The organism is Stappia sp. G46H5W (assembly GCF_058448995.1).
Genome location: NZ_JBZFLL010000001.1, coordinates 1162207 through 1183860 on the forward strand (window position 1 = coordinate 1162207; position 21654 = coordinate 1183860).

The 21654-nt window shown below is 69.8% G+C and carries 21 protein-coding genes; 12 read left to right on the forward strand and 9 right to left on the reverse strand.

The annotated features are described in order from the left end of the window. Window positions 1–103: 103 nt before the first annotated feature. The gene (purD, locus tag ACVJ6E_RS04870; protein WP_120268663.1) at window positions 104–1390 is read right to left on the reverse strand and encodes a phosphoribosylamine--glycine ligase; all 1287 of its coding nucleotides are present in this window, start codon (window positions 1388–1390) and stop codon (window positions 104–106) included. A gap of 150 nt (window positions 1391–1540) precedes the next feature. Between purD and ubiA the strand changes: the two genes are divergently transcribed. Next, window positions 1541–2485 carry a 4-hydroxybenzoate octaprenyltransferase gene (gene ubiA, locus ACVJ6E_RS04875; RefSeq protein WP_120268662.1) on the forward strand — a complete coding sequence of 315 codons (945 nt, stop codon included), beginning with the start codon at window positions 1541–1543 and terminating at the stop codon, window positions 2483–2485. A gap of 22 nt (window positions 2486–2507) precedes the next feature. Here ubiA and ACVJ6E_RS04880 read toward each other — a convergent pair whose 3' ends face one another. Then, a complete protein-coding gene (locus tag ACVJ6E_RS04880) occupies window positions 2508–3092 on the reverse strand; it encodes a DUF6101 family protein (RefSeq protein ID WP_208996688.1) in 585 nt (194 codons plus the stop codon). Window positions 3093–3340: 248 nt separating this feature from the next. On the opposite strand from ACVJ6E_RS04880, the gene ACVJ6E_RS04885 reads away from it, so the two are divergent. From ACVJ6E_RS04885 to lpxK, 6 genes are read left to right on the forward strand one after another with little or no spacing between them, the layout of a single operon-like run. Next, complete coding sequence (locus ACVJ6E_RS04885; protein ID WP_120268660.1) at window positions 3341–4684, forward strand: TldD/PmbA family protein; 1344 nt, start codon at window positions 3341–3343, stop codon at window positions 4682–4684. After that, on the forward strand, window positions 4671–5477 hold the full coding sequence (locus tag ACVJ6E_RS04890; protein ID WP_120268659.1) for a 3'(2'),5'-bisphosphate nucleotidase CysQ: 807 nt from the start codon (window positions 4671–4673) through the stop codon (window positions 5475–5477). The genes ACVJ6E_RS04885 and ACVJ6E_RS04890 overlap by 14 nt, the downstream gene beginning before the upstream one ends. Window positions 5478–5533: 56 nt before the next feature. Next, window positions 5534–5776: a DUF4170 domain-containing protein gene (locus ACVJ6E_RS04895; RefSeq protein ID WP_067220627.1), complete on the forward strand. Its 243-nt coding sequence runs from the start codon at window positions 5534–5536 to the stop codon at window positions 5774–5776. Between the two features lie 50 nt (window positions 5777–5826). Further along, window positions 5827–6516, forward strand: a complete 690-nt coding sequence (locus tag ACVJ6E_RS04900) for a lysophospholipid acyltransferase family protein (RefSeq protein ID WP_120268658.1) — start codon at window positions 5827–5829, stop codon at window positions 6514–6516. Then, complete coding sequence (locus tag ACVJ6E_RS04905) at window positions 6513–7868, forward strand: 3-deoxy-D-manno-octulosonic acid transferase (protein ID WP_120268657.1); 1356 nt, start codon at window positions 6513–6515, stop codon at window positions 7866–7868. Before ACVJ6E_RS04900 ends, ACVJ6E_RS04905 begins: the two co-directional genes overlap by 4 nt. After that, the gene (lpxK, locus tag ACVJ6E_RS04910) at window positions 7865–8902 is read left to right on the forward strand and encodes a tetraacyldisaccharide 4'-kinase (protein ID WP_120268656.1); all 1038 of its coding nucleotides are present in this window, start codon (window positions 7865–7867) and stop codon (window positions 8900–8902) included. The genes ACVJ6E_RS04905 and lpxK overlap by 4 nt, the downstream gene beginning before the upstream one ends. On the opposite strand, the gene ACVJ6E_RS04915 is transcribed toward lpxK, so the two are convergent. Both ACVJ6E_RS04915 and ACVJ6E_RS04920 read right to left on the reverse strand, forming a co-directional pair. Next, window positions 8878–9099 (reverse strand): DUF2093 domain-containing protein, encoded by a 222-nt coding sequence (locus ACVJ6E_RS04915; protein ID WP_120268655.1) that lies wholly within the window; start codon window positions 9097–9099, stop codon window positions 8878–8880. The genes lpxK and ACVJ6E_RS04915 overlap by 25 nt on opposite strands. 110 nt (window positions 9100–9209) lie before the next feature. Continuing rightward, complete coding sequence (locus ACVJ6E_RS04920; RefSeq protein ID WP_120268654.1) at window positions 9210–11039, reverse strand: monovalent cation:proton antiporter-2 (CPA2) family protein; 1830 nt, start codon at window positions 11037–11039, stop codon at window positions 9210–9212. Between the two features lie 117 nt (window positions 11040–11156). Between ACVJ6E_RS04920 and ACVJ6E_RS04925 the strand changes: the two genes are divergently transcribed. The 3 genes from ACVJ6E_RS04925 to ACVJ6E_RS04935 all read left to right on the forward strand — a co-directional run bounded on the left by ACVJ6E_RS04925 (window position 11157) and on the right by ACVJ6E_RS04935 (window position 13469). Beyond that, on the forward strand, window positions 11157–11657 hold the full coding sequence (locus ACVJ6E_RS04925) for an MOSC domain-containing protein (protein ID WP_120268653.1): 501 nt from the start codon (window positions 11157–11159) through the stop codon (window positions 11655–11657). Window positions 11658–11686: 29 nt separating this feature from the next. Further along, window positions 11687–12538, forward strand: coding sequence for a patatin-like phospholipase family protein (locus ACVJ6E_RS04930; protein WP_120268652.1), 852 nt, complete (start codon window positions 11687–11689; stop codon window positions 12536–12538). Between the two features lie 133 nt (window positions 12539–12671). Beyond that, entirely contained in the window at window positions 12672–13469 is a 798-nt protein-coding gene (locus tag ACVJ6E_RS04935; protein WP_120268651.1) for an MBL fold metallo-hydrolase, read from the forward strand. A gap of 27 nt (window positions 13470–13496) precedes the next feature. On the opposite strand, the gene ACVJ6E_RS04940 is transcribed toward ACVJ6E_RS04935, so the two are convergent. Both ACVJ6E_RS04940 and ACVJ6E_RS04945 read right to left on the reverse strand, forming a co-directional pair. Then, window positions 13497–13841 carry an antibiotic biosynthesis monooxygenase family protein gene (locus ACVJ6E_RS04940; RefSeq protein ID WP_120268650.1) on the reverse strand — a complete coding sequence of 115 codons (345 nt, stop codon included), beginning with the start codon at window positions 13839–13841 and terminating at the stop codon, window positions 13497–13499. A 60-nt stretch (window positions 13842–13901) separates the two neighbouring features. Then, the gene (locus tag ACVJ6E_RS04945; RefSeq protein WP_120268649.1) at window positions 13902–14375 is read right to left on the reverse strand and encodes a nucleoside deaminase; all 474 of its coding nucleotides are present in this window, start codon (window positions 14373–14375) and stop codon (window positions 13902–13904) included. A 138-nt stretch (window positions 14376–14513) separates the two neighbouring features. Here ACVJ6E_RS04945 and ACVJ6E_RS04950 point away from each other — a divergent pair, with 138 nt between their 5' ends. Further along, window positions 14514–16541 carry a pseudouridine synthase gene (locus ACVJ6E_RS04950; protein WP_199681152.1) on the forward strand — a complete coding sequence of 676 codons (2028 nt, stop codon included), beginning with the start codon at window positions 14514–14516 and terminating at the stop codon, window positions 16539–16541. Then, on the forward strand, window positions 16538–17092 hold the full coding sequence (rsmD, locus tag ACVJ6E_RS04955) for a 16S rRNA (guanine(966)-N(2))-methyltransferase RsmD (protein ID WP_120268648.1): 555 nt from the start codon (window positions 16538–16540) through the stop codon (window positions 17090–17092). The genes ACVJ6E_RS04950 and rsmD overlap by 4 nt, the downstream gene beginning before the upstream one ends. Before the next feature lie 6 nt (window positions 17093–17098). Here rsmD and ACVJ6E_RS04960 read toward each other — a convergent pair whose 3' ends face one another. The 3 genes from ACVJ6E_RS04960 to ACVJ6E_RS04970 form a co-directional block, all read right to left on the reverse strand. Then, window positions 17099–17407 (reverse strand): hypothetical protein, encoded by a 309-nt coding sequence (locus tag ACVJ6E_RS04960; RefSeq protein WP_120268647.1) that lies wholly within the window; start codon window positions 17405–17407, stop codon window positions 17099–17101. Between the two features lie 133 nt (window positions 17408–17540). Then, on the reverse strand, window positions 17541–19433 hold the full coding sequence (mutL, locus tag ACVJ6E_RS04965; RefSeq protein ID WP_120268646.1) for a DNA mismatch repair endonuclease MutL: 1893 nt from the start codon (window positions 19431–19433) through the stop codon (window positions 17541–17543). A gap of 157 nt (window positions 19434–19590) precedes the next feature. After that, entirely contained in the window at window positions 19591–21537 is a 1947-nt protein-coding gene (locus ACVJ6E_RS04970) for a cache domain-containing protein (protein WP_120268645.1), read from the reverse strand. Between the last annotated feature and the right edge of the window lie 117 nt (window positions 21538–21654).

A 21654-nucleotide genomic window follows, 5' to 3' on the forward strand; every position in this document is an offset into this window, starting at 1 on the left:
CGGCGCAATCGGCGATTTTGAGAAGCGATTCTCGAAATTTGCCGAGTTCGAGACGGAGTTTTGCAAAATCCGTCTCGAAATCCGGCAAGGCCCGAAAGGGGCCTCAGGCGGTGCCGTCCTCGCGCGCCACCGCCCGCCAGCCGATGTCGCGGCGGCAAAAACCTTCAGGCCAATCAATGCGTTCGATGGCGGCGTAGGCGCGCTCGCGGGCTTCCGCGACGGTGCGGCCGAGCGCCGTGACATTGAGCACGCGCCCGCCGTTTGCGAGCACCCGGCCCTCCTCGTCCAGCCGCGTTCCGGCGTGGAACACCTTGAGCGCGGGGTCCCCCTCCAGCGCCTTGAGACCGTGGATAACCGTGCCCTTGTCGTAGACGCCGGGATAGCCGTTCGCAGCCAGGACCACGGTCAGCGCCACCTCGTCGCGCCAGCGCGCGCCGACCTTGTCGAGCGTCCCGTCGATGCAGGCGAGCATCAAGGTGACGATGTCGTCCTTGAGCCGCATCATCAGCACCTGGCACTCCGGATCGCCGAAGCGGACGTTGTATTCGATCAGCTTCGGGCCGTCCGCGGTCATCATCAGGCCGGCATAGAGCACGCCGACGAAGGGCGTTCCCTCGGCTGCAAGCGTTGCCACGGTCGGCTCGACGATCTCGCGCATGGCGCGCTCGGTCAGCTCCGGCGTCATGACCGGCGCCGGGGAATAGGCGCCCATGCCGCCGGTGTTCGGGCCGGTGTCGCCCTCGCCCACGCGCTTGTGGTCCTGGGCGCTGGCGAGCGGCAGCACGTTGCGGCCGTCGGACAGCACGAAGAGGCTCGCCTCCTCGCCTTCCAGGAACTCCTCGACCACGACCTCGGCGCCGGCAGCGCCGAATTCTCCGTCGAAACAGGCATCTACCGCGGCAAGCGCCTCGGCCTCGGCCATCGCCACGACGACGCCCTTGCCGGCGGCAAGCCCGTCCGCCTTGACGACGATGGGCGCGCCGACCTTGGCGATATAGGCCTTGGCGGCGGCGGCATCCGTGAAGCGGCCATAGGCGGCGGTGGGGATCGCGGCGCGGGCACAAAGGTCCTTGGTGAAGCCCTTCGAACCCTCCAGGCTCGCCGGCGCCTTGCGCGGACCGAAGGCCTTGATGCCGGCGTCCATCAGCTCGTCGACGAGGCCGGCGACCAGCGGTCCTTCCGGCCCGACGACGACGAGGCCGATCTCGTGGTCGCGGCAATAGGCGATGACGGCGGCCGGGTCGGATGTGTCGAGCGCGACGCAGGTGGCCTCCTCGGCGATGCCGGCATTGCCGGGGGCGACGTGGAGGCGGCCCGTCAGCGGCGAGTTGACGATGGCCCAGGCAAGGGCGTGTTCGCGGCCGCCGGATCCGATCAGGAGGATATTCATCTGTCGCACACCCCGTCGCGATGGTTTTGAGGAATTGCCGCCTCCTAGCCTGCGGCGGGGTCGCAGACAAGCCCTGACGCGCCCGCCGGCCTTTCATCCGCAGCCCAAAGGCGGTATCACGGCGCGGGCGGATAGCCGACAGGTGAGGCGATGCAAAACGACACGATCGCGGGCCGGGTGGCGGATGCGGTGCGGGGACACTGGGTCGACACGCGGGCTCCGGAATGGCTGCGGCCCTACGCAAGACTGGCCCGCTGGGAGCGGCCCATCGGCTGGTGGCTGCTGCTTTGGCCGTGCTGGTGGTCGGCCGCGCTTGCCGCCGTCGCCGGCGGCCGGGCCCTGCCCGACCCCTGGCACCTTCTGCTTTTCATGATCGGCGCCATCGCCATGCGCGGCGCCGGCTGCACCTATAACGACCTGATTGATCAGGACATTGACGACAAGGTGGCGCGGACGCGTTCGCGCCCGCTGCCGTCGGGCCAGGTCACGCGGATGCAGGCCAAGGCCTTCCTGGTACTGCAGGCGCTGGTCGGGCTTGCGGTTCTGGTGCAGTTCAACGGCTTCGCCATCCTGCTCGGCATCGCCTCGCTGGCGGTCGTTGCGGTCTATCCGTTCATGAAGCGGGTGACGAGTTGGCCCCAGCTGTTCCTGGGCCTTGCCTTTTCCTGGGGCGCGCTGATGGGCTGGGCGGCCGCGTTCGGCCGGCTCGACTGGCCGGCGGTGGCGCTGTATTGCGGCGGCATCCTGTGGACGATCGGCTACGACACGATCTACGCGCATCAGGACAAGGAAGACGACGCGCTGGTCGGGGTTCGCTCCACCGCGCGCCTGTTCGGCGAGTGGACCAAGCCGGCGCTCGCTGCCCTTTACGGCGGGGCGACGGTGCTGTTCGCGCTGGCGCTGTTCGGGGCGGATGCGGGACCGGCTGCCTTTGCGGGCCTGGCCATCGGCCTTGCCCATCTCGTCTGGCAGATCATCCGGCTCGACATCGACGACCCGGATCAGTGCCTGAAGCTGTTCCGCTCCAACACGACCTATGGCTGGATCCTGTTCGCCGGCCTCGTGCTGGAAGCGATGGTGCAAGCGCTCCTGTAAACAGCGCCTGCCTTTTTTGCGTTCAGTTGCGGGCGATCAGCTCGCGCTCGCCGCGATGGACGGCGGTTTCCTGCGAGCGGCTGCCCGGCTTGCGGCGCAGCAGGAAGCGCGGACGGCGCGCGGTCAGCGCCGCGACACGGCGGCGGGTCGGCGCCATCGGCGTGCGGCCGGGATGGCCGGATCCGTCAATGCGGCTGACACTGCCGTCCGGCTCGACCAGGAGAAGCGGCAGACCGAGGGCCTCGCCCCAGGCGCACCAGTCTTCGGCAAGGTCTTCCAGACGGTCGTCGCTCGCCAGTTCGATGGACATTGCGGGATCCCGGTGCATCAGGCCGATACGGGCCTTCAGCGTGCCCGGGGCCTCGCCCGGCGTGACCTCGGCGAAGACGCCGAGGAAGACGGCGACCGGCTGGGCAAGGGTCAGCGGCAGGCCTGCGAGCCGGCGTTTGACGATGACCTGCTGGCGGTCGATATAGACGTCGAGTTGCGTCGGCTCGCAGGCCGTGCCGCGGGCCGCGAAGCGGTGCGGCATCTGCGAGGGATCGAGCCGCGCGGTGCGGCCCGATCCTTTTGCAGTGGCGTCCTGATGTGCTGTTTGACGGCTCAATTCGCTCTCCATCGGGCCAATGTTTTTGTCTGGCCTCTGATGGCTTCACACTAGCAGCGAGCCGTCCCGATCCGCTTAACAAGCACGGTTAACGCTTTTCCGTTGCAACCAGGGTTAGGGATTGGTCACCGAACAGGGCAAACAAAACCTGAACCGCCTCCGCGACCGTCTTGCCGAAGCGCGGCCCCGGCACTACGGTCGCCACCGACCATTCAGCGGACCGCCTCCCGCCCCGCAAGGATCACGAGATGCAGCACCCGATTGACCAGACACGGCTGATGGACGAGGCCCGCGCGCTCGTCGCTGCCGCCCTCAAGGCAGGCGCCGACGCGGCCGACGTGGTGGCCGCCACCGGCGTCTCGCTCGGCGTCGAGATGCGCGAGGGCAAGCTGGAGGAGAGCGAACGCTCCGAGGCCGACGACGTCACCTTGCGCGTGTTCTGCGGCCACCGGGTCGCCAGCGTTTCCTCCAACGACTTCCGCGAGGGCGCTGCCCTTGCCGAGCGCGCCGTCGCCATGGCCCGCGTCGCCCCGGAAGACCCGTTCGCAGGCCTCGTGCCGGCGGGCGAGCTCGCCAGCGAGTTTCCCGATCTCGAACTGCTCGACGACGTGCAGGTGGACGCCGAGGCGCTTACCGAGCGTGCCCGCGAGGCAGAGGCTGCCGCCCTTGCCGTGAAGGGCGTCAGCCGCTCGGGCGGCGCCAGCGCCTCGTTCCGTCTGGCCGGCATGGTGCTGGCGACCAGCGAGGGCTTTTGCGGGGGATATCTCGTCTCGCGCCACGGCGTCTCGGCCACCGCGGTCGCCGGCGAAGGCACGGCGATGGAGCGGGACTACGACTTCGACAGCCGCGGCTTTCTCGGCGATCTTGCCGACCCGCGCGAGATCGGCCGGCGTGCCGGCGAGCGGGCTGTCGCCCGGCTCAACCCGCGCAAGCTCTCCACCCGCACCGCCGACATCGTCTACGAGCCGCGCGCGGCGCGCTCGCTGCTCGGCCATTTCGCCGGCGCCATCAACGGCGCGGCCATCGCGCGGGGCACCAGCTTCCTGAAGGAGCGGATGGGCGAGCGGATCTTCAGCGCGGGGATTTCCATTACCGACGATCCGACCCGCCCGCGCGGCCCGGCGAGCCGGCCCTTCGACGGCGAGGGCCGCCCCGTCGCCCCGCTGGTGCTGGTGGAGGACGGCGTCCTGAAGACCTGGCTGCTGGACACGCCGGCAGCGCGCGAACTCGGCCTTGCGCCCAACGGGCGGGCATCGCGCGGGGGCGCGGGCACCAGCCCGTCGACCACCAACCTCACCCTGTCGCCCGGCACGCGCTCTCAAGAGGAGATGCTGGCGGAGATCGGCACCGGCCTGCTGGTCACCGATCTCATCGGCCACGGCGTAAACGGCGTCACCGGGGATTACTCGCGCGGAGCTTCGGGCTTCTGGATCGAGGATGGCGCCATCGCCTATCCGGTCTCGGAGATCACCATCGCCGGCAACCTGATCCCGATGTTCGCCTCGCTCGAAGCGGGCAGCGACCTCGACACGCGCTCGGCCTACCAGGTGCCGAGCCTGCTGCTGAAGGGCCTCACCATTGCCGGCGAGTGACGCGCACGCCAATCGCGACGACATGGAGCTGATCGCCCGTGCCGCACGCGCGGGCGGGGAAATCGCCCTGTCCTATTTCCGCAAGGATCCGCGCCGCTGGACCAAGGAGAACGACTCTCCCGTGTCCGAGGCGGACCTTGCCGTCGACCGGCATCTGGCCGAGGCGCTGCAGGCCGCGCGCCCCGACTACGGCTGGCTGTCGGAGGAAACCGCCGACGACAGCTCGCGGCTGGCAGCCCGGCGCAGCTTCGTGGTCGACCCGATCGACGGGACGCGCGGCTTTCTCGCCGGCTCCGGCGAGTGGACCGTGGCCATCGCCGTCGTGGAGGACGGGCGGCCGGTGGCTGCCGCGCTCTTCCGGCCGGTCGGCAACGACCTTTACACCGCCACCCTCGGCCAGGGCGCCTGGCTCAACGGGCGTGGGGTCGCCGTCTCCGGCCAGCCGGCGCTGGCCGGCGCCAGCGTCGCGGGTCCCAAGTCGATCACCGGCCAGGCACCGATGATGCGCACCGGCATTTCCCATGCCGGCTACGTGCCCTCCCTCGCCCTGCGGCTGGCGTTGGTCGCGGAAGGCCGGATCGATGCCGCCGTGGTGCGGGAAAATGCCTGCGACTGGGACCTTGCGGCGGCGGACCTTTTGGTGCAGGAAGCGGGCGGCCGGCTCGAGGATCTCGACGGGCAGCCGCTCGCCTACAACCGGGCGAGCGTCCGGCATCCGGCACTGGTCGCCGGTCCGCCAGCCCTTGCCGCACCGCTGCGGCCGATCCTTGCGCGGCTCTTGACGAACCCGTGATACCGGCCGGATCTTCCGGCCCGACCCTTGCGAACCCTGTTTGCGGAGTGACGTTCATGACGACCACCGAACCCGGCAAGCAACTGCTCCACCTCGTCTTCGGCGGCGAGCTCGAGCATGTCGACGGCCTGACCTTCCGCGATCTCGAGGACCTCGACATCGTCGGCATCTACCCGAATTACGCCAGCGCCTACGCGGTGTGGAAGCAGAAGGCGCAGCAGTCGGTGGACAACGCCCATATGCGTTACTTCATCGTCCACATGCACCGGCTGCTCGACCCCGAGACCGAGGGCAAGTAACCCTTGGCAAGCCGTCTTTCCCGGGTCCCGGCCATGCTGTCGGGCGGATCATGCTGAAGCGCGCGGGCCGCAGCCCGCTCCTGCAGAAGCTGGTCGGCAATGCGCTGGCCGGCTACCTGCTTGCCGTCCGCAAGACCAGCTCGTTCCGTCTCGACCCGCCCGACCTCTACGAGCGCCTCGAGGTGGACCTGCCGGCCATCGTCGCCATGTGGCACGGGCAGCACTTCGTCATGCCCTTCGCCCGGCCGCCGAGCTATGACGTGAGGGTGATGATCTCGCGCTCGGCCGACGGCGAGATCAACGCCATCGCCGCGAGCAAGCTCGGCCTCGGCCTGATCCGCGCTTCCGGCGCCCATCACGCCCACCAGGTGAGCAAGCGCGGAGGCCTGCGCGGTTTCATCGAGGCGATGCGCTGCCTGAAGGACGGCGCCAGCGTGGCGATGACGGCGGATGTGCCGAAGGTCTCGCGCGTCGCCGGGCTCGGCATCGTCCAGCTCGCCCGCCATTCCGGCCGGCCGATCGTGCCGATGGCGGTGGCGACCAGCCGGCATATCGACCTTTCGACCTGGGACCGGGCGACGATCAACCTGCCCTTCGGCCGGATGGTCGTTGCGTCCGGCGAGGCGATCCATGTCGCCCCGGACGCGGACGATGCCGCACTGGAAGAGGCGCGCAAGGCGGTGGAGGCGTCGATGAACGAGACCACCGAGCGCGCCTACGCGCTGGCCAAGTCCGGATGACCGCGCCCGGTCCGACGACGACACCTCCGCCGGCCGGCACCGTCCGCGCCGGGGTGTTGTCGCGCCTGGCCGGGGAAACCCTCCTGCGCCTCTATCGCGGCTTCGGCTACGCCATCGCGCCGCTGCTGCCGCTGCTCTTCGCCCGCCGCGCACGGCGCGGCAAGGAGGACGAGGCACGGCGCGGCGAGCGCTTCGGACGCACCTCGCACCCGCGCCCGGACGGCCCGCTGGTCTGGCTGCATGCGGCCAGCGTCGGCGAGATGAACGCCTCGCGCCCGCTGGTGCGGGCCCTGCGCCGACGCGGGCTCGGCGTGCTGCTGACCACCGGAACGGTGACCTCGGCGCGGATCGCCGCTGCCGAAGCGGATCCGGGCGTCATCCACCAGTTCGTGCCCTACGACGCGCCCCCCGGCATCGGCCGGTTTCTCGATCATTGGCGCCCGGATCTTGCCATCACGGCGGAATCCGAGATCTGGCCGACGACCATCTCCACCCTTGCCCGGCGCGGCATTCCGCTCGCCATCGCCAGCGCCACCATGTCGCCGCGCTCGGCCGAGGGCTGGCGGCGGATGCGGCCCTTCGCCCATGCGATCTTCTCGCGCATTTCGCTGTGCCTCGCCCAGACGGCGGAGGACGCGGAACGGCTCAGCGAATTCGGTGCGCCTCGGGTCGAGGTCTGCGGCAACCTGAAATTCGACGGCGGCGAGCTGCCGGTCGACCCCGCGGCACTCGAGGCCATCCGCCAGGTGCTCGGCTCGCGCCCCGTGTGGCTGGCCGCCAGCACGCACGAAGGCGAGGAAGCAATGGTCGCCGAGGTGCACGAGGCACTGCGCGGCGAGTTGCCGGACCTGCTCACGGTCATCGTGCCCCGGCATCCGGAGCGGGGCGGCGCCATCGCCGCCAGCCTTGCCGCGCGCGGACTGCGGCTCGCCCGGCGCTCGGAAGGCCTGCTGCCGGATGCGGACTGCGACATCTATCTCGGCGACACGATCGGCGAGATGGGCCTCTACTATCGCATCGCGCCGGTCGCCTTCATCGGCAAGTCGCTGGTGCCCGAAGGCGGGCAGAACCCGCTGGAGGCCGCCCGCCTCGGCACGGCCATCGTCACCGGCCCGCATGTCTTCAATCTGCTGGATATCTACACGCCGCTGTTTAAGGCCAAGGGCGCCGAGGTCGTGCACGACACGGGCGAACTGACCGCAGCGGTGCGCAGGCTGCTGGGCGACCAGACCCTGGCGGCCCGGCAGGCGGCCATCGCCGCCGATGTCGCCAGGGCCGGCAGCGGCGCGCTGGACGCCAGCCTTGCGGCTCTCTCACCGCTGCTGCCGCCCGCAAGGGACGCAGGCCGGTGAGCGGCGGGCTCCAGGCCCCGTCCTTCTGGTGGCGGCCGCCCGGCCCGGCCGCCTTCGCACTCGCCCCGTTCGGCTGGATCTACGGCGCGATCACCGCACACCGCATGGCCGGCAAGCCTGCCTATACGGCTGCCGTGCCGGTGATCTGCGTCGGCAATTTCACGGTCGGCGGCACCGGCAAGACGCCCTTCGCGCTGGCCTTGGCCAAGCTGCTGCGTGAACAAGGAGAGCGGCCGGTCTTCCTCACCCGCGGCTATGGCGGCAGCTTGTCCGGCGGACCGCCGGTGCTGCTCGACCCCGCAAGGCACGGCCCGCGTGATGCGGGCGACGAGCCCCTGCTGCTTGCTGCCGGCGGCCCGGTGGTGATCGCCGCCGACCGGGCGAAGGGCGCAAGACTGGCCGAAACGCTCGGCAGCGTGATCCTGATGGATGACGGGTTGCAGAACCCGGCGCTGGCCAAGACCGTATCGCTGGCGCTGGTCGATGCGGCGTCCGGCACCGGCAACGGTTTCTGCCTGCCGGCCGGGCCGTTGCGTGCGCCGGTGAAGCGTCAGCTTGTCCATGTCGATGCGCTGGTGATGATCGGCGACGGCACGGCGGCGCAGCCGGCAGAGGCGGCAGCGCAGGCCCGAGGCCTGCCGGTCTTTCGCGCAAGTCTGGCAGCGCGCGAAGCTCAGTGGCTGACCGGGATGCGGGTTCTCGCCTTTGCCGGCATCGGCCGGCCGGAGCGGTTCGCGCAGAGCCTGCGCAACGCCGGGGCAGAGGTGGCAGACACACGCTTCTTCGGCGATCACCACGCCTTTACCGAGCGCGAAGCGCGGGAGCTGCTCGACCGCGCAGCGCAGCAAGGCCTCGCGCTCGTCACCACCGCGAAGGATCGCGTGCGGCTTGGCGCCGGAGACGGCTCTGGCGCGCTGGCGCGGCTGGCAGAGAGCACGCAGGTCCTGGACGTGGAGATGCGTGTGGAAGATCCGCAGGGCCTGGCCGCGTTTCTCGAAGCGCGCCTTTCTCAGGGCGTTTCGCCGCACTCCTGATAGCGGGCAAGGGCCGCCTGCGCGTCGACATAGGCCTCCTGGCGCGACACGCTCCAGTATTTCAGCTCGTCGAGCGGGATCGACTGGCCGGTCACGGCGCAGCGCACGAAGGTGCCCGGGGACAGGATCTGGAAGTCCGCGTCCAGATAGCGGATGCGCGCCTCGCCCGGCACGCGCGGGTTCTCGTATCGGTTCATGCGTCTGGTGCCTTTCGCGGCCTCTCGCGGCCGCCTTTGCGTCCTGAATACAGGCCCCTTCGTCCCTTGACCACCCCTTGCCGCGCCGCCGCGGCCCGAGAGGCCCCGCCTCACCTTCGCGTCTCCGGCGGCGTCTCCGGCGGCGTCTCCAGCGGTGTCTCCGACGTCGAGTCCTCGCCCTCGCCGCCGCGGCGCGGGGTCACCCGGTGCAGCGTATCGGCTCCGGCCATCGGCCCGCCCTGCATCTGCAGCTCCATCCGCTCTCGGTCGCGCAGGCGCACATCCTCCTCGATCTCGGCGATCCGGTCGGAGGGGATGCCGAGCTCGGCGAGCGCGGCGCGGCCGAAATGCACGCTCGATTCGAAGGTTTCGCGGATGTGGTAGTCGACGCCCCGCCGGGTCAGCTCCAGCGCGTGGACCCTGTCAGTGGCGCGGCAGAACAGCTTGGCGTCAGGGAAATGGGCGCGGATGAGATCGATGGCCTGGCCCATCACCTTGTCGTTCTCGATGCACAGCGCCACAAGGACGGCCCGGCCGGCACCTGCCGCCTCCAGCACGTCGGGGCGGGTCGCATCGCCGACATAGACCCGGTAGCCGAGCTTGCGGGCATAGGCGACGCGTTCCGGGCGGTTGTCGAGCGCGATCACCTCGACACCCTCCGAGGTCAGCATCTGCGAGACCATCATGCCGAAACGGCCGAAGCCGACGACGAGCACGGTCGGCATGGCCTCCTCGAAGGTCTCGATGGCATCGGTCACGACACCATGCCGCTGCAGCCGGCGGGCTAGCATGTCGTGGGCAAGGCAGGCGACCGGCGTCAGCAGCATGGAGACCACGACGACGGCGATCAGCAATGTCAGCATGTCGCGGCCGAAGATGCCGGCCACCGCCGCCGCGGTGAACAGCACGAAGGCGAACTCGCCGCCCTGCGGCAGCGTCACCGCGATCCTCAGCGCATCGGAATTGGACGATCCGAACAGCCGCGACAGGCCCCAGATCAGCACGCCCTTGAGCACCATGGTGGCGACGACGCCCGCGAGCACCAGCCACCACTGCGCCAGAACGACGGGCAGGTCCAGCGACATGCCGACGGAGATGAAGAAGAGGCCCATCAGCAGCGAGCGGAACGGCTCGATGTCGGCCTCCAGCGAATGGCGAAAGCTCGATTCCGACAACATGACGCCGGCCAGGAATGCCCCGAGCGCCATCGACAGGCCGACCGCGTGCATGATGCCGCCGCTGCCCAGCGCCACCAGCAGCGCCGCCGCCAGCATCACCTCGCGGGCGCGGGCCCGCGCCAAGAGCGAGAACAGCGGGGTGAGAAGGTAGCGGCCCGCGAGAACGACGCCAGCGACGGCCGCGACGGTAATGCCGAGCTCGATGGCAATGTCGGCGCCGCGCGCTTCACCGCCGCGCGGCGACAGGACCGGGATCATCGCCAGCAGCGGCACGATCGCCATGTCCTGCAAGAGCAGGATGCCGAAGGCGCGCTGTCCGTAGGAGGTCGTTAACTGGCCGCGCTCCTGCAGGATCTGAAGCGCGAAGGCGGTGGAGGAGAGCGCAAGGCCGAAGCCGGCGATCAGCGCCACCTCCAGCGACAGACCGCCGAGCAGCGCCACCGCGACGAGGGCGATGCCGCACAGCAGGACCTGCGAAGTGCCGAGGCCGAAAATATCGCCCTTCATCCGCCAGAGCCGCGCCGGCTCCAGCTCCAGCCCGATGACGAAGAGCAGCAGCACCACACCGAGTTCGGCGACGCTGCGGATCTCCACCGCCGAGCGGATGAAGTCGAACCCATGTGGACCGATGACGAGGCCGGCGGCGAGATACCCGACCACGGAGCCGAGACCGAGCTTCCTGGCGATCGGCACGGATGCGACCGTCGCGGCCAGCACCGTGAGCGATTCGAAGAAAAAGGGAGGTGCGGCGTCGGTTGCCATGATGTCTCTTGATGTGCCTGCCGGCAGGGGATTGGATGGGATGCGGCAGACCCCTCTGCCCGAATCCGTTGGGAAATCCTAATTGAATTGCTCCGCAGCGAACAGGAGGCCGCACCGATGGCCAGCGATCTCAAGACGCTGATGGCACGGCACGCCCGGCCCGGCCGCATCTCGTGGATCGGCCTGCGCCCGGCGCGGCTGGCACCGGTGGTCCAGGTGGACAGCGCCGAGGCAAGCGCGGCCGGCCTTGCCGGCGACCACTATGTCAGCGGCGGAAAGCGCGCCGTCACGCTGCTGCAGGGGGAGCATCTGGCAGTGATCGCCGCGCTGGCCGCCCTGGCCGAGGTCGATCCGGCGCAGCTGCGCCGCAACGTGGTGGTGCATGGCCTCAATCTCGCCGCCGTTCGCCATCACCCCTTGCGTCTCGGCACCGCGCTCCTGCGCATCTCCGGCCCTTGCGCGCCGTGCAGCCGCATGGAGCGGGTGCTGGGTCCGGGCGGCTACAATGCCATGCGCGGCCATGGCGGCTACTATGCCGAGGTGCTGGAGCCGGGCCGTTTCGCCCTTGGCGACGCCGTGGTTCCCGAGGCGCGCGAACCGACGGAACGAGACATTTGACGACCGGCCTTGCGCCGGCAGGAGACACGATGACAACCGCGCGGATCGGATTGGCCCTTGGCGGCGGGGGAGCCCGCGGCATCGCCCATGTGCCGGTGATCGAGGCGTTCGACGATCTCGGCGTACGGCCGACGGCCATTGCCGGCACCTCCATCGGCGCGATCTTCGGCGCGGCCCACGCCGCCGGCCTCGACGGCAAGGCGCTGCGCGAGATCTCGCAGGCGACCTTTGCCGACCGGAACTCGGTACTCGCACGGCTGTGGAAGCTCAGGCCGCGTAAGCTCGGCGATCTGTTCGGCAGCCCGCGCATCATGCAGTTCGACGCGTTGAAGGTGCTGGAGCAGTTCGTCGGACAGCACATTCCGGCGACGTTCGACGAGCTGGAAACGCCGCTGACGCTGATCGCCACGGATTTCTATCAGTGCCGCGAGGTGCGCCTCGAACGGGGCTCGCTGCACCATGCGGTGGCCGCCTCCATCGCCATTCCCGCCCTGTTCAAGCCGGTGACGGTCGGCGGGCGGATCATGGTCGACGGCGGCCTGGTCAATCCGCTGCCGTTCGACGCGCTGCCGTCCAATATCGACATCGTCGTCGCCAGCGACGTGGTCGGTTCGCCGATCCCGCGCAAGGGACGCAACCTGCCGGGCGCGGGCGATGCGGTGTTCGGCGCAACGCAGATCCTGATGCAGTCCATCGTGTTGGAAAAGCTGAAGAACCGTCAGCCGGACGTGCTGGTGAAACCCGACATCTCCGGCTTCCGGGTGCTCGACTTCATGAAGACCGCGATGATCCTGGAGGCGGCGGAGCCGATGCGCGAGATGGTCAAGCAGCGGGTGGCGGCGGCCATCGAGGCCTACGAGACCGGGCGCGAGATCGCCTGACACAGGTCTTGCCGCCTTGAAGCACGCCGGCGGGGCGCTATCCTAATCTGGCGGAAAGCCAGCACGGAGCCCCGCCATGGACCCGACGACGTTCCCCGCCCCTCGCCTGTCCGTCCGTTCGTGGCAGGAGACAATGCGCAGCGCCCTGGCCCGGCTGGGCGGGATGCTCGGTTTTCTGGGGATCGCCGCAGGTCCGGCCGCGGCCTCCTGCCAGCTGCTCGCCGACGGGTGGATACAGGCCCCGGTGCCCATCGTGCGGCAGGCAGCGCTGGCGATGGACCAGGTCGGCATTACCTTCATCGGCCATGCCACCTTCGAGATCGAGACGCCCAGGGGCGTGCGCATCGCCACCGACTACAACAACGTGCACCGGCCGGGGCGGCTGCCGCGGGTGGTGACGATGAACGGCGCTCATTCCACGCATTTCACCCTCAATCCGGATCCGGGGATCGAGCATGTGCTGCTCGGCTGGAACCCGAACGGCGGGCCGATGGACCACGACCTCACTGTCGAGGACGTGCGCATCCGCAACCTGCAGACCAACATTCGCGGCTGGGACGGCGAGACGCGCCCGCTCGGCAATTCGATCTTCGTCTTCGAGGTGGCGGACCTGTGCATCGCCCATCTCGGCCACCTGCACCACCGGCTGACGCCGGAGGATCTGGCGCGGCTCGGCACGATAGACATCGTCCTCGCGCCGGTCGACAACGCCTCGACGCTGCGGCTCGACAGCCTGGTGGAGGTGATCCGCGCCGTGTCGCCGCGCATCGTCATCCCGATGCATGCCTATACCTACGGCTCGCGCGAGAGCTTCGTCGCGCACATGGCAGGCGAAGGGTTCCGGATCGAGATGTCGGAGAGCCCGCTCTACATCGCGAGCCGCACGACGCTGCCAGCCGAACAGACCGTGCTGGTGCTGCCCGAGGGGTGAGCGCCCCGCTTCACACGCCCGCTCGCCTCACCCGTGCAGGGCGATGCTGTCTTCCGGCGCCTCGTCGCGCTCGGTCATGCCGTAGTCGCGAATGACGGCAGCTACCCGCAGCCGGTAATTGGCGAAATGGGTGCCGCGCCCCGCCGCCTGCGCCATGCGATGACGCGCCTCGTGCCGCCACTTCGACAGGGCTTCCTCGTCCCGCCAGAACGAGATCGAAAGCAGCTTGCCCGGCTCGGTCAGGCTCTCGAAGCGCTCGACGGAGATGAAGCCGTCCTGATCGGCGAGCAGCGGCTTCAGGCCCGCCGCAATGTCGAGATAGGCACCCTTGTGGCCGTCTTTCGGCCAGACTTCGAAGATCACCGCAATCATGTTCCTCTCCCTCCCTCGCCCGGCAGCGGCCGTTTATGCTTGCCGTCTGGCGGGCTTTCCTCAGCCGCGCCTGTCCCTGAAAAAGCCGCGCAGCAGATCCGCCGCGTCGCGCTCGGCAAGGCCCGAATAGACCTCCGGCGCATGGTGGCACGTGGGCTGCGAATAAAAGCGCACGCCATTCTCCACTGCCCCGCCCTTGGGATCGGACGCGCCGAAATAGAGCCGGCGGATGCGGGCGAAGGAAATCGCCGCCGCGCACATCGGGCAAGGTTCGAGCGTGACGTAGAGGTCGCAGTCGGGCAGCCGCTGGCTGCCGAGGGTCGCTGCGGCGCGGCGCATCACCAGGATTTCGGCATGGGCGGTCGGGTCGCTCAGCTCCAGCGTGCGGTTGCCGTCGGCGGCCAGGATCTCGCCGCCGCGCACCAACACGGCGCCGACCGGCACCTCGCCGCGTGCTGCCGCCGCGCGCGCTTCCTGCAGCGCCAGATCCATGAAACCGCCGGAGCCCGGAACGGGGCTTTCGTTGCCTGTCATGGCCGCGACCCTACAGCCAGGAAGAGCCGTTTGGAATCGCCAAGTCGGCCCTCCCGCGCCCCCTTGCACAAACCGCATGACGAGGCCCTGAAAAAGCGCGCTTCCCGCAGCCCTGCGGCTCTGGTATGACGCGGCACCATGACCGAAGACAATCGATCCTCGCGGCCCCCGCGCCGCGCCCCCGCGCCGGGGAAATCCGGCAGCGGACGCCCCGGCAACGGCAAGCCGCGCGCAGCGCGCGGCAATGACGGCCCGCATCGCGCTGCGGACGGAGCGGAGACGCGCGGACCGCGCAAGAGCTTCGGCCCGAAGGCCGGAGGCGAGCGCAAGTTCGGCGAGCGACGCGGCGGCCCGGATGCCGGCGGCAAGCGCTTCGGCGAGAAGAAGAGCTTCGGCGACAAGAAGGGTTTCGGCGGCAAGAAGAGCTTCGGTGAGAGCAAGGGCGCCCCGAAGCGCGACAAGACGCCGCCTCCGGGCGCTGCTCCCCTGGCCGCGCGCACCGAGGATGCCGAGCGCGTCGCCAAGGTGATCGCCCGTGCCGGCCTGTGCTCGCGCCGCACGGCCGAGAGCTGGGTGGTCGCCGGCCGCGTTGCGGTCAACGGCACCGTCCTGACCTCGCCCGCCGTCACCGTATCGGAGGCCGACCGCATCACCGTGGACGGCGAGCCGCTGCCGGAGCGTGAGCGCACCCGCCTTTGGCTCTACCACAAGCCGCGCGGCCTGGTGACGACCAACTCCGATCCGGAAGGCCGGCCGACCGTGTTCGAGCGGCTGCCCAAGACCCTGCCGCGCGTCCTGACCGTCGGCCGTCTCGACATCAACACCGAAGGCCTGCTGCTGCTGACCAACGACGGCGGCCTGTCGCGGGTGCTGGAACTGCCGGCGACCGGCTGGCTGCGGCGCTACCGCGTGCGCGCCTATGGCGAGATCACGCAGGACCGGCTCGACAAGCTGGCCGACGGCATCGAGATCGACGGCGTGCTTTATGGCGCCATCGAAGCCCAGATCGACAAGGAGCAGGGCGACAACGTCTGGATGACGCTCGCGCTGCGCGAAGGCAAGAACCGCGAGATCAAGAAGGTGCTGGAGCATCTCGGTCTTGCCGTGAACCGGCTGATCCGCATCTCCTTCGGCCCGTTCCAGCTTGCCGAACTGCCCGAGGGCGAGGTTCGCGAGATCCGCGGCAAGGTGCTGCGCGACCAGCTCGGCGAGCGACTGGCCGCCGAGGCCAATGCCGATTTCGAGGCCCCGCTCCTGACGCCGGGCGGCGAAGCCGACAACGAGAGCGCGAAGCCTGCTCGCAAGTCCGCTCCTGCCGCCGGCTCGCAGCGCGGCAAGCCCGCCGGCGGCAAGCCGGGAGCCGCGAGGACCGAGGACCGCTATCTCAGTGCCCGCGAGGGCCGCGAGGCGCGCGAGAAACCCTCCCGCACCCGCCGCAAGGAAGACAGCCGGGCCGCACGCCCCTCGCGCAACGAGCCGGAGCCGTCCGCATACGTCTCGCCGCGCTCGCGTTTCCGCTTCACCCCGGACACGATGCCGCGCACCCCCAAGGGCGATGGCCAGTCGGCCGGCGCGCGTCGGCGAATCTGGGACGAGGACGGCTCGCTGGTGGTCGACACCGCCCCGCCGTCCGAGGATGCACCGCGCGGTGCCGGTCGCGGCAAGCCGGGCGGAGGCAAGTCCTTTGGCGGCAAGGCTGGCGGCGGCAAGTCCTTCGGGGACAGGGCCGAACGCAAACCGTTCGGAGCACGCTCGGGCGACGACCGCCAGCGCCGCTCCGGCCCGCGCGAGGATCGGCCGCGCGAGGATCGGCCTCGTGAAGACAGGCCTCGGGAAGACAGGCCCCGTGGTGATCGGCCCCGTGGGGATCGCCCCTTCGGCGATAGGCCGCGGAGCGACCGTCCCCGCGAGGATCGTCCGAGAGGCGACAGGCCCTTCGGCGACAAGCCCAGAAGCGACCGTCCCCGTGAGGATCGCCCGAGGGGCGACAGGCCGTTCGGCGGCAAGCCGGGCGGGGACCGGCCGCGCGGCGATCGCCCGAGTGGCGGACGTCCAGGCGCGGGCCGCCCGGGTGGCGGTCGTCCCGCGGGCAAGGGACCGGGCGGCAAAGGTCCGGGCAGCCGGGGACCGGGCGGTAAAGGTCCCGGTGGAGGCTGGCGTCCGTGAGGATTGTTGCCGGACGCTTCCGGGGCTCTCCCATCGAGGCGCCGCGCGGTGACGCGACGCGCCCGAGCAGCGACCGGCTGCGCGAGACGCTGTTCAACGTGCTGACCCACGGCCATGGCGAGGCGCTGCAGGACACGCGGGTCCTCGACCTGTTCGCCGGCAGCGGTGCGCTGGGGCTGGAGGCGCTGAGCCGCGGCGCCCGCCACTGTCTCTTCGTCGAGGAGGCAAGTGCGGCGCGTGCGGCGATCCGCTCCAATGTCGAGGCACTCGGCCTGACCGGCGCGACCAAGATCTTCCGCCGCGATGCAACGCGCATCGGGCCGGTCGGCACCATTGCGCCCTTCGATCTCGTCTTTGCCGACCCGCCCTATCGCAAGGGCTTGGGCGAGCAGGCGCTGGCCGCCTGTCTTGCCGGCGGCTGGCTGGTGCCGGGCGCGCTGGTGGTGCTGGAAGAAGACGCCAAGACCGAGATCGCGCCGGTGGACGGACTGGAAGAGCTGGACCGGCGCACCGTCGGCGACAGCCAGTTCGTCATCTTCCGCCGCTCTTGAAGCCCATCAAGGCATCGTTTCAGGGCATCGGGGCCGGTGCTGACTGGCAATCGGCGCCTTGCGGCGCGGGCGGGTGCGCCTCAGCGCCGCCGTCAGGCCCTTCGGGGCCTTTTCCTCGAGCCAGATGAACGCCTCGTCGAGCCGCAACAGACGGCGACGGCGCGCGCGCAGCCAGCGAGTTGCCTGGCGGCTGCTGCCGAGAATCAGGATCAGCCCGCCGGCGATGAGCGGCACGCCCGTGGGAAGCGGCGTCCACACGGTCGCAAGACCGAGCAGGATCATCACCACGGCCGCCGCCCAGACGAACAGTTTCATGCGCGATCTGCTCCGCATCGAGACGGGGCGCGGCACGCGCACTCCCACCGGCAGCCAGATGACACGCGGGACGTGACAGATGAATGACCAAGGGCGCGTGCCGGAGCGCGTATGACGCCCCCTGCCCGCTTGGCTACTTGCGGCCGAACAGGCGCTCGATGTCCGAGAGCTTCAGCGAGATCCAGGTCGGGCGGCCGTGATTGCACTGGCCCGAATTGGGCGTTGCCTCCATCTCGCGCAGCAGGGCATCCATTTCCTCCGGCCGCAGGCGGCGGCCGGCGCGCACCGACCCGTGGCAGGCCATGGTCGCGGCGACATGGTCGAGCCGCTCGCGCACGCGGGTGGAGCTGTCCCATTCGGCAAGATCGTCGGCAAGGTCCGTAACGAGGCCGCGAATGTCGATCTGGCCGAGCATGGCCGGCGTCTCGCGCACAGCGACCGCGCCGGGCCCGAACGGCTCCAGCACCAGACCGACGGCCTCCAGCTCCTCGGCGCGCTCGGCAAGACGCGCCACATCCTCCTGCGGCAGTTCCACGATCTCGGGGATCAGGAGGCCCTGCCGGGCGACACCGCGCTCCGCCAGCGCGGCCTTCAGCCGCTCGTAGACCAGCCGCTCATGCGCTGCGTGCTGGTCGACAATGACGAGACCGTCCTCGGTCTGGGAGATGATGTAGGTGGCGTGAACCTGCGCCCGGGCCGCACCGAGCGGGCGGGCCTGTCGCTCCTCCGTCGCTTCGCTCGCATGGGCGTGAGCGCGGGCATCGGCCGAGGGCATGTCCAGCGTCTCGAAGCCGGCCTGCGCCGCCTCGCCGAATCCGCTCGCGGGGGCTGGCGGCGCGTCCTGCTCCGCGCCGTCCAGCGGCCGGAAGGGCGAAGCGCGCCAGTCGGAGGAGGCCGGGGCAGGCGATGTTACGGAGCGTTGGTAGCCGTAAGAACTGCCCGAGGCGGGACGCAAGCCGGCGGACGGGCCGGCGGCATAGCCGGTCGAGAAGGACGCCATTGCGGCCTGTGCGGTATGCGAGGAGGCAAGATGACCGGCCTCGGCGAAGACCTGGCGCAGCGCGCCGACGATCAGCCCGCGCACGAGCTGGGCGTCGCGGAAGCGCACATCCGCCTTGGCGGGATGGACGTTGACGTCGACCTGTCGGGGATCGAGCTCGATGAACAGGACGGAAACCGGATGCCGGTCGCGGGCGAGCACGTCGGCATAGGCCCCGCGCAGGGCCGACATCAACAGCTTGTCGCGGACCGGCCGGCCGTTGACGAAGAAGAACTGCGAGAGCGAATTGGCCTTGTGGAAGGTCGGCAGGCCGGCAAGCCCATGCAGCCGCACGCCCTCGCGCACTGCGTCCACCGGCCGGGCGTTCTCGACGAAATCGGTGCCCATTACCTGGGCGATGCGCGCCTCCAGCGCCCGCTCGCCGCTGGCCGCCGCATAGGTCGTGGTCTGGCGATCGCTGCCCGACAGCTCGAAGCGCACCGACGGATTGGCCAGCGCCAGCCGGCGCACCACATCGGTGACCGCGGCCCCTTCCGCCCGGTCGGACTTCAGGAACTTGAGCCGGGCCGGCGTTGCGAAGAAGAGGTCGCGCACCTCAACCTGGGTTCCGCCCGCATGGCTGGCCGGGGCCGGCCCGTCCTTGCGCCCCCCCTCGACCCGGATGGTCCAGGCATGGGCCTCGGACACGTGGCGCGAGGTCATGGCAAGGCGCGCGATGGCGCCGATGGAGGGCAGCGCCTCGCCGCGAAAGCCGAGGCTGCGGATGTCGAACAGATCGTCCTCGGAGAGCTTGGACGTGCAATGGCGCTCGACCGCCAGCGCCAGCTGCTCGCCGGGAATACCGCAGCCGTCGTCGTCGACGCGGATCAGGGTCTTGCCCCCGGCCGCCGTCGACACGCCGATGCGCGCCGCGCCTGCGTCCAGCGCGTTCTCGACCAGCTCCTTGACCACACTGGCCGGCCGCTCGATCACTTCGCCTGCCGCGATCTGGTTGATCGCGTGGTCGCTCAACTGCCGGATCGTCATTCCCGGACCTTCACCTTGCGAATCGTCCCCTCGCCCGGCGCCAGCATCGCCCGTTTGGACGCGCGGGGCCAGCCGCCCGCGCGGCTTCCCCCAAAACGTGAAAGGGGCGCTCTCGCGCCCCTTTCATCACCATCTTCCAAGTCGCGGTTCGTCGCCCTCAGGCGGCGACCACGTCCTTGAGGAAACGCTCGATCTCCTGGCGGAAACGCGCAGTGTGGTGCGCCGCCTCGCCGGTTGCCCCCAGCACCTGCTGGGCCGATCGGTTGGTTTCCTCTACCGCCGTGTCGAGCTCGCCGATGCTGTCGACAACCGAGCGCGTGCGCACCGCGGCGAGCTGGATGTTGGAGCTGATCTCCGTCGTCGCGGCCCCCTGCTGCACCACCGCCGTGGCAATGGCGCTGGTGTGGTCGTTGACCTCGTCCATTGTGGTGGCGATCTCGGCGATGGCCTTGGCCGTCTCGGTCGTCGCCGCCTGGATCGCCACGATCTGCCCCGAAATCTCGCCGGTCGCGCGCGAGGTCTGGTCGGCGAGCTGCTTCACCTCCGCCGCGACGACCGCAAAGCCCTTGCCGGCCTCGCCGGCGCGCGCCGCCTCGATGGTGGCATTGAGCGCCAGGAGGTTCGTCTGCTCGGCAATCGCCTGGATCAGGGTGACCACTTCGCCGATCTTGGCGGCGGAAGCGGCAAGTCCCGCGACCTTCTGGTTGGTCGCCCGGGTGCTGTCGGTGGCGCGGGTGACGACGGTCGTGGTGCGCTCGACCTGATCGGAGATCTCGCGGATCGAGGAGGACAGCTCTTCGGCAGCCCCCGCGACGGACTGCACATTGCCGGACGCCTCGCGCGAGGCCGAGGACGCCCCATCCGCCTGCTCGGCGCTGGAGGCGGCGACCGTTTCCAGCGTGCGGGCGGTCGTCTCCAGGCTCGCATTTGCGTGGTCGACCGCTGCCAGCACCTCCTGTGCGGTCGACTGGAACCCCTTGATCAACGCATCGACCTGCCGCTGGCGCGCATCGCGCGCCTGCCGGTCGCCATGTTGCTCGCGCTCCAGCCGCTCCTGCTCGATGCGGTTGTCGCGGCAGACCTCGATGGCACGGGCAATATCGCCGATCTCGTCCGAGCGGTCGCGGCCCACGACCTGGAAAGCGGTATCGCCCGCCGCCAGCTCCATGATCTGGCTGGTGACGGTGCGCAGCGGATTGCAGATCGAGCGCACGGCGAAGACGACCGCGCCGCCGGCAATCGCCAGGAGCAGCAGGCCGACGCCGATGCCGGCCGCGCGCGCCATGTCCGCGATGCCGACATAGGCGGTACGGTCGACCGCGATCACCGCAACGGCAATGGGATTGCCCGAATAGTCGCCGACATTGACCTGATCGACGTAGAAATCGCCGGATGCCGAGACGATGCCGCCGCTGGCGGTCCGGGCGGCTAGCGACAGCGGATCCATGTCGGCCGGCAAGCGGTTGCCGATCACCTCCAGCGCATCACCGCCCTCGGCACCGAACCGCAGCACCGCGAGCGGATAGCCGGTCTTTTCGGTGAAGTCGGCCACGAACATTTCGTGGAACTCGAGGCCGAACTCGACCGAGCCCTTGTGCTGGCCCTCGACGACGATGGGCACGACGCCACGATTGCCGATACCGGCGACGCCCTTCTCCAGGCCGGAAATGTCCTTCACGCCGCCGTTGGTCTCCACCACCGTGGCCCGGAAGGACGACAGGTCATCGCCGAACTTTTCCGGCTTGTGGACCCGCAGGAACGACGTTGCGGGCGGCAGGTGGAACTGGAACTGCCGGATGCCGAACTGTTCCTTGAGCGCCTTGAAGGCCGGGACGAACTCGCCCGCCAGCCCCTCGCGGTCGCCGGCGGCGAAGCGCTGCTGCACCGATGCCTGCCCGGCCACCACCTTCGCCAGCAACAGGGCCTGGCGGCTTTCCGCCTCGATCTGCGCCTGCAACTGGCGCTTGGCGCCGGCCACCTCGCGCTGCAAGGCCGTCTCCGTCAGGGTTCCGGCCACCCATTGCGAGATGGCGAAAGCGGAAACCGCGCCAAGCAATGCCAGTGCAATCGTCACCAGCATCATGCGTGCTCGTATCGTCTTCATGCGTGATCCTCTGGGCGACCGGTCGGCGGGGAGCTGGAAGGAAAAGAATTTTTATTTGCACAAATTTGAATATTCATAGGTGACCGAGTCTTCACCTGAGGTTGAGCAACACATGCT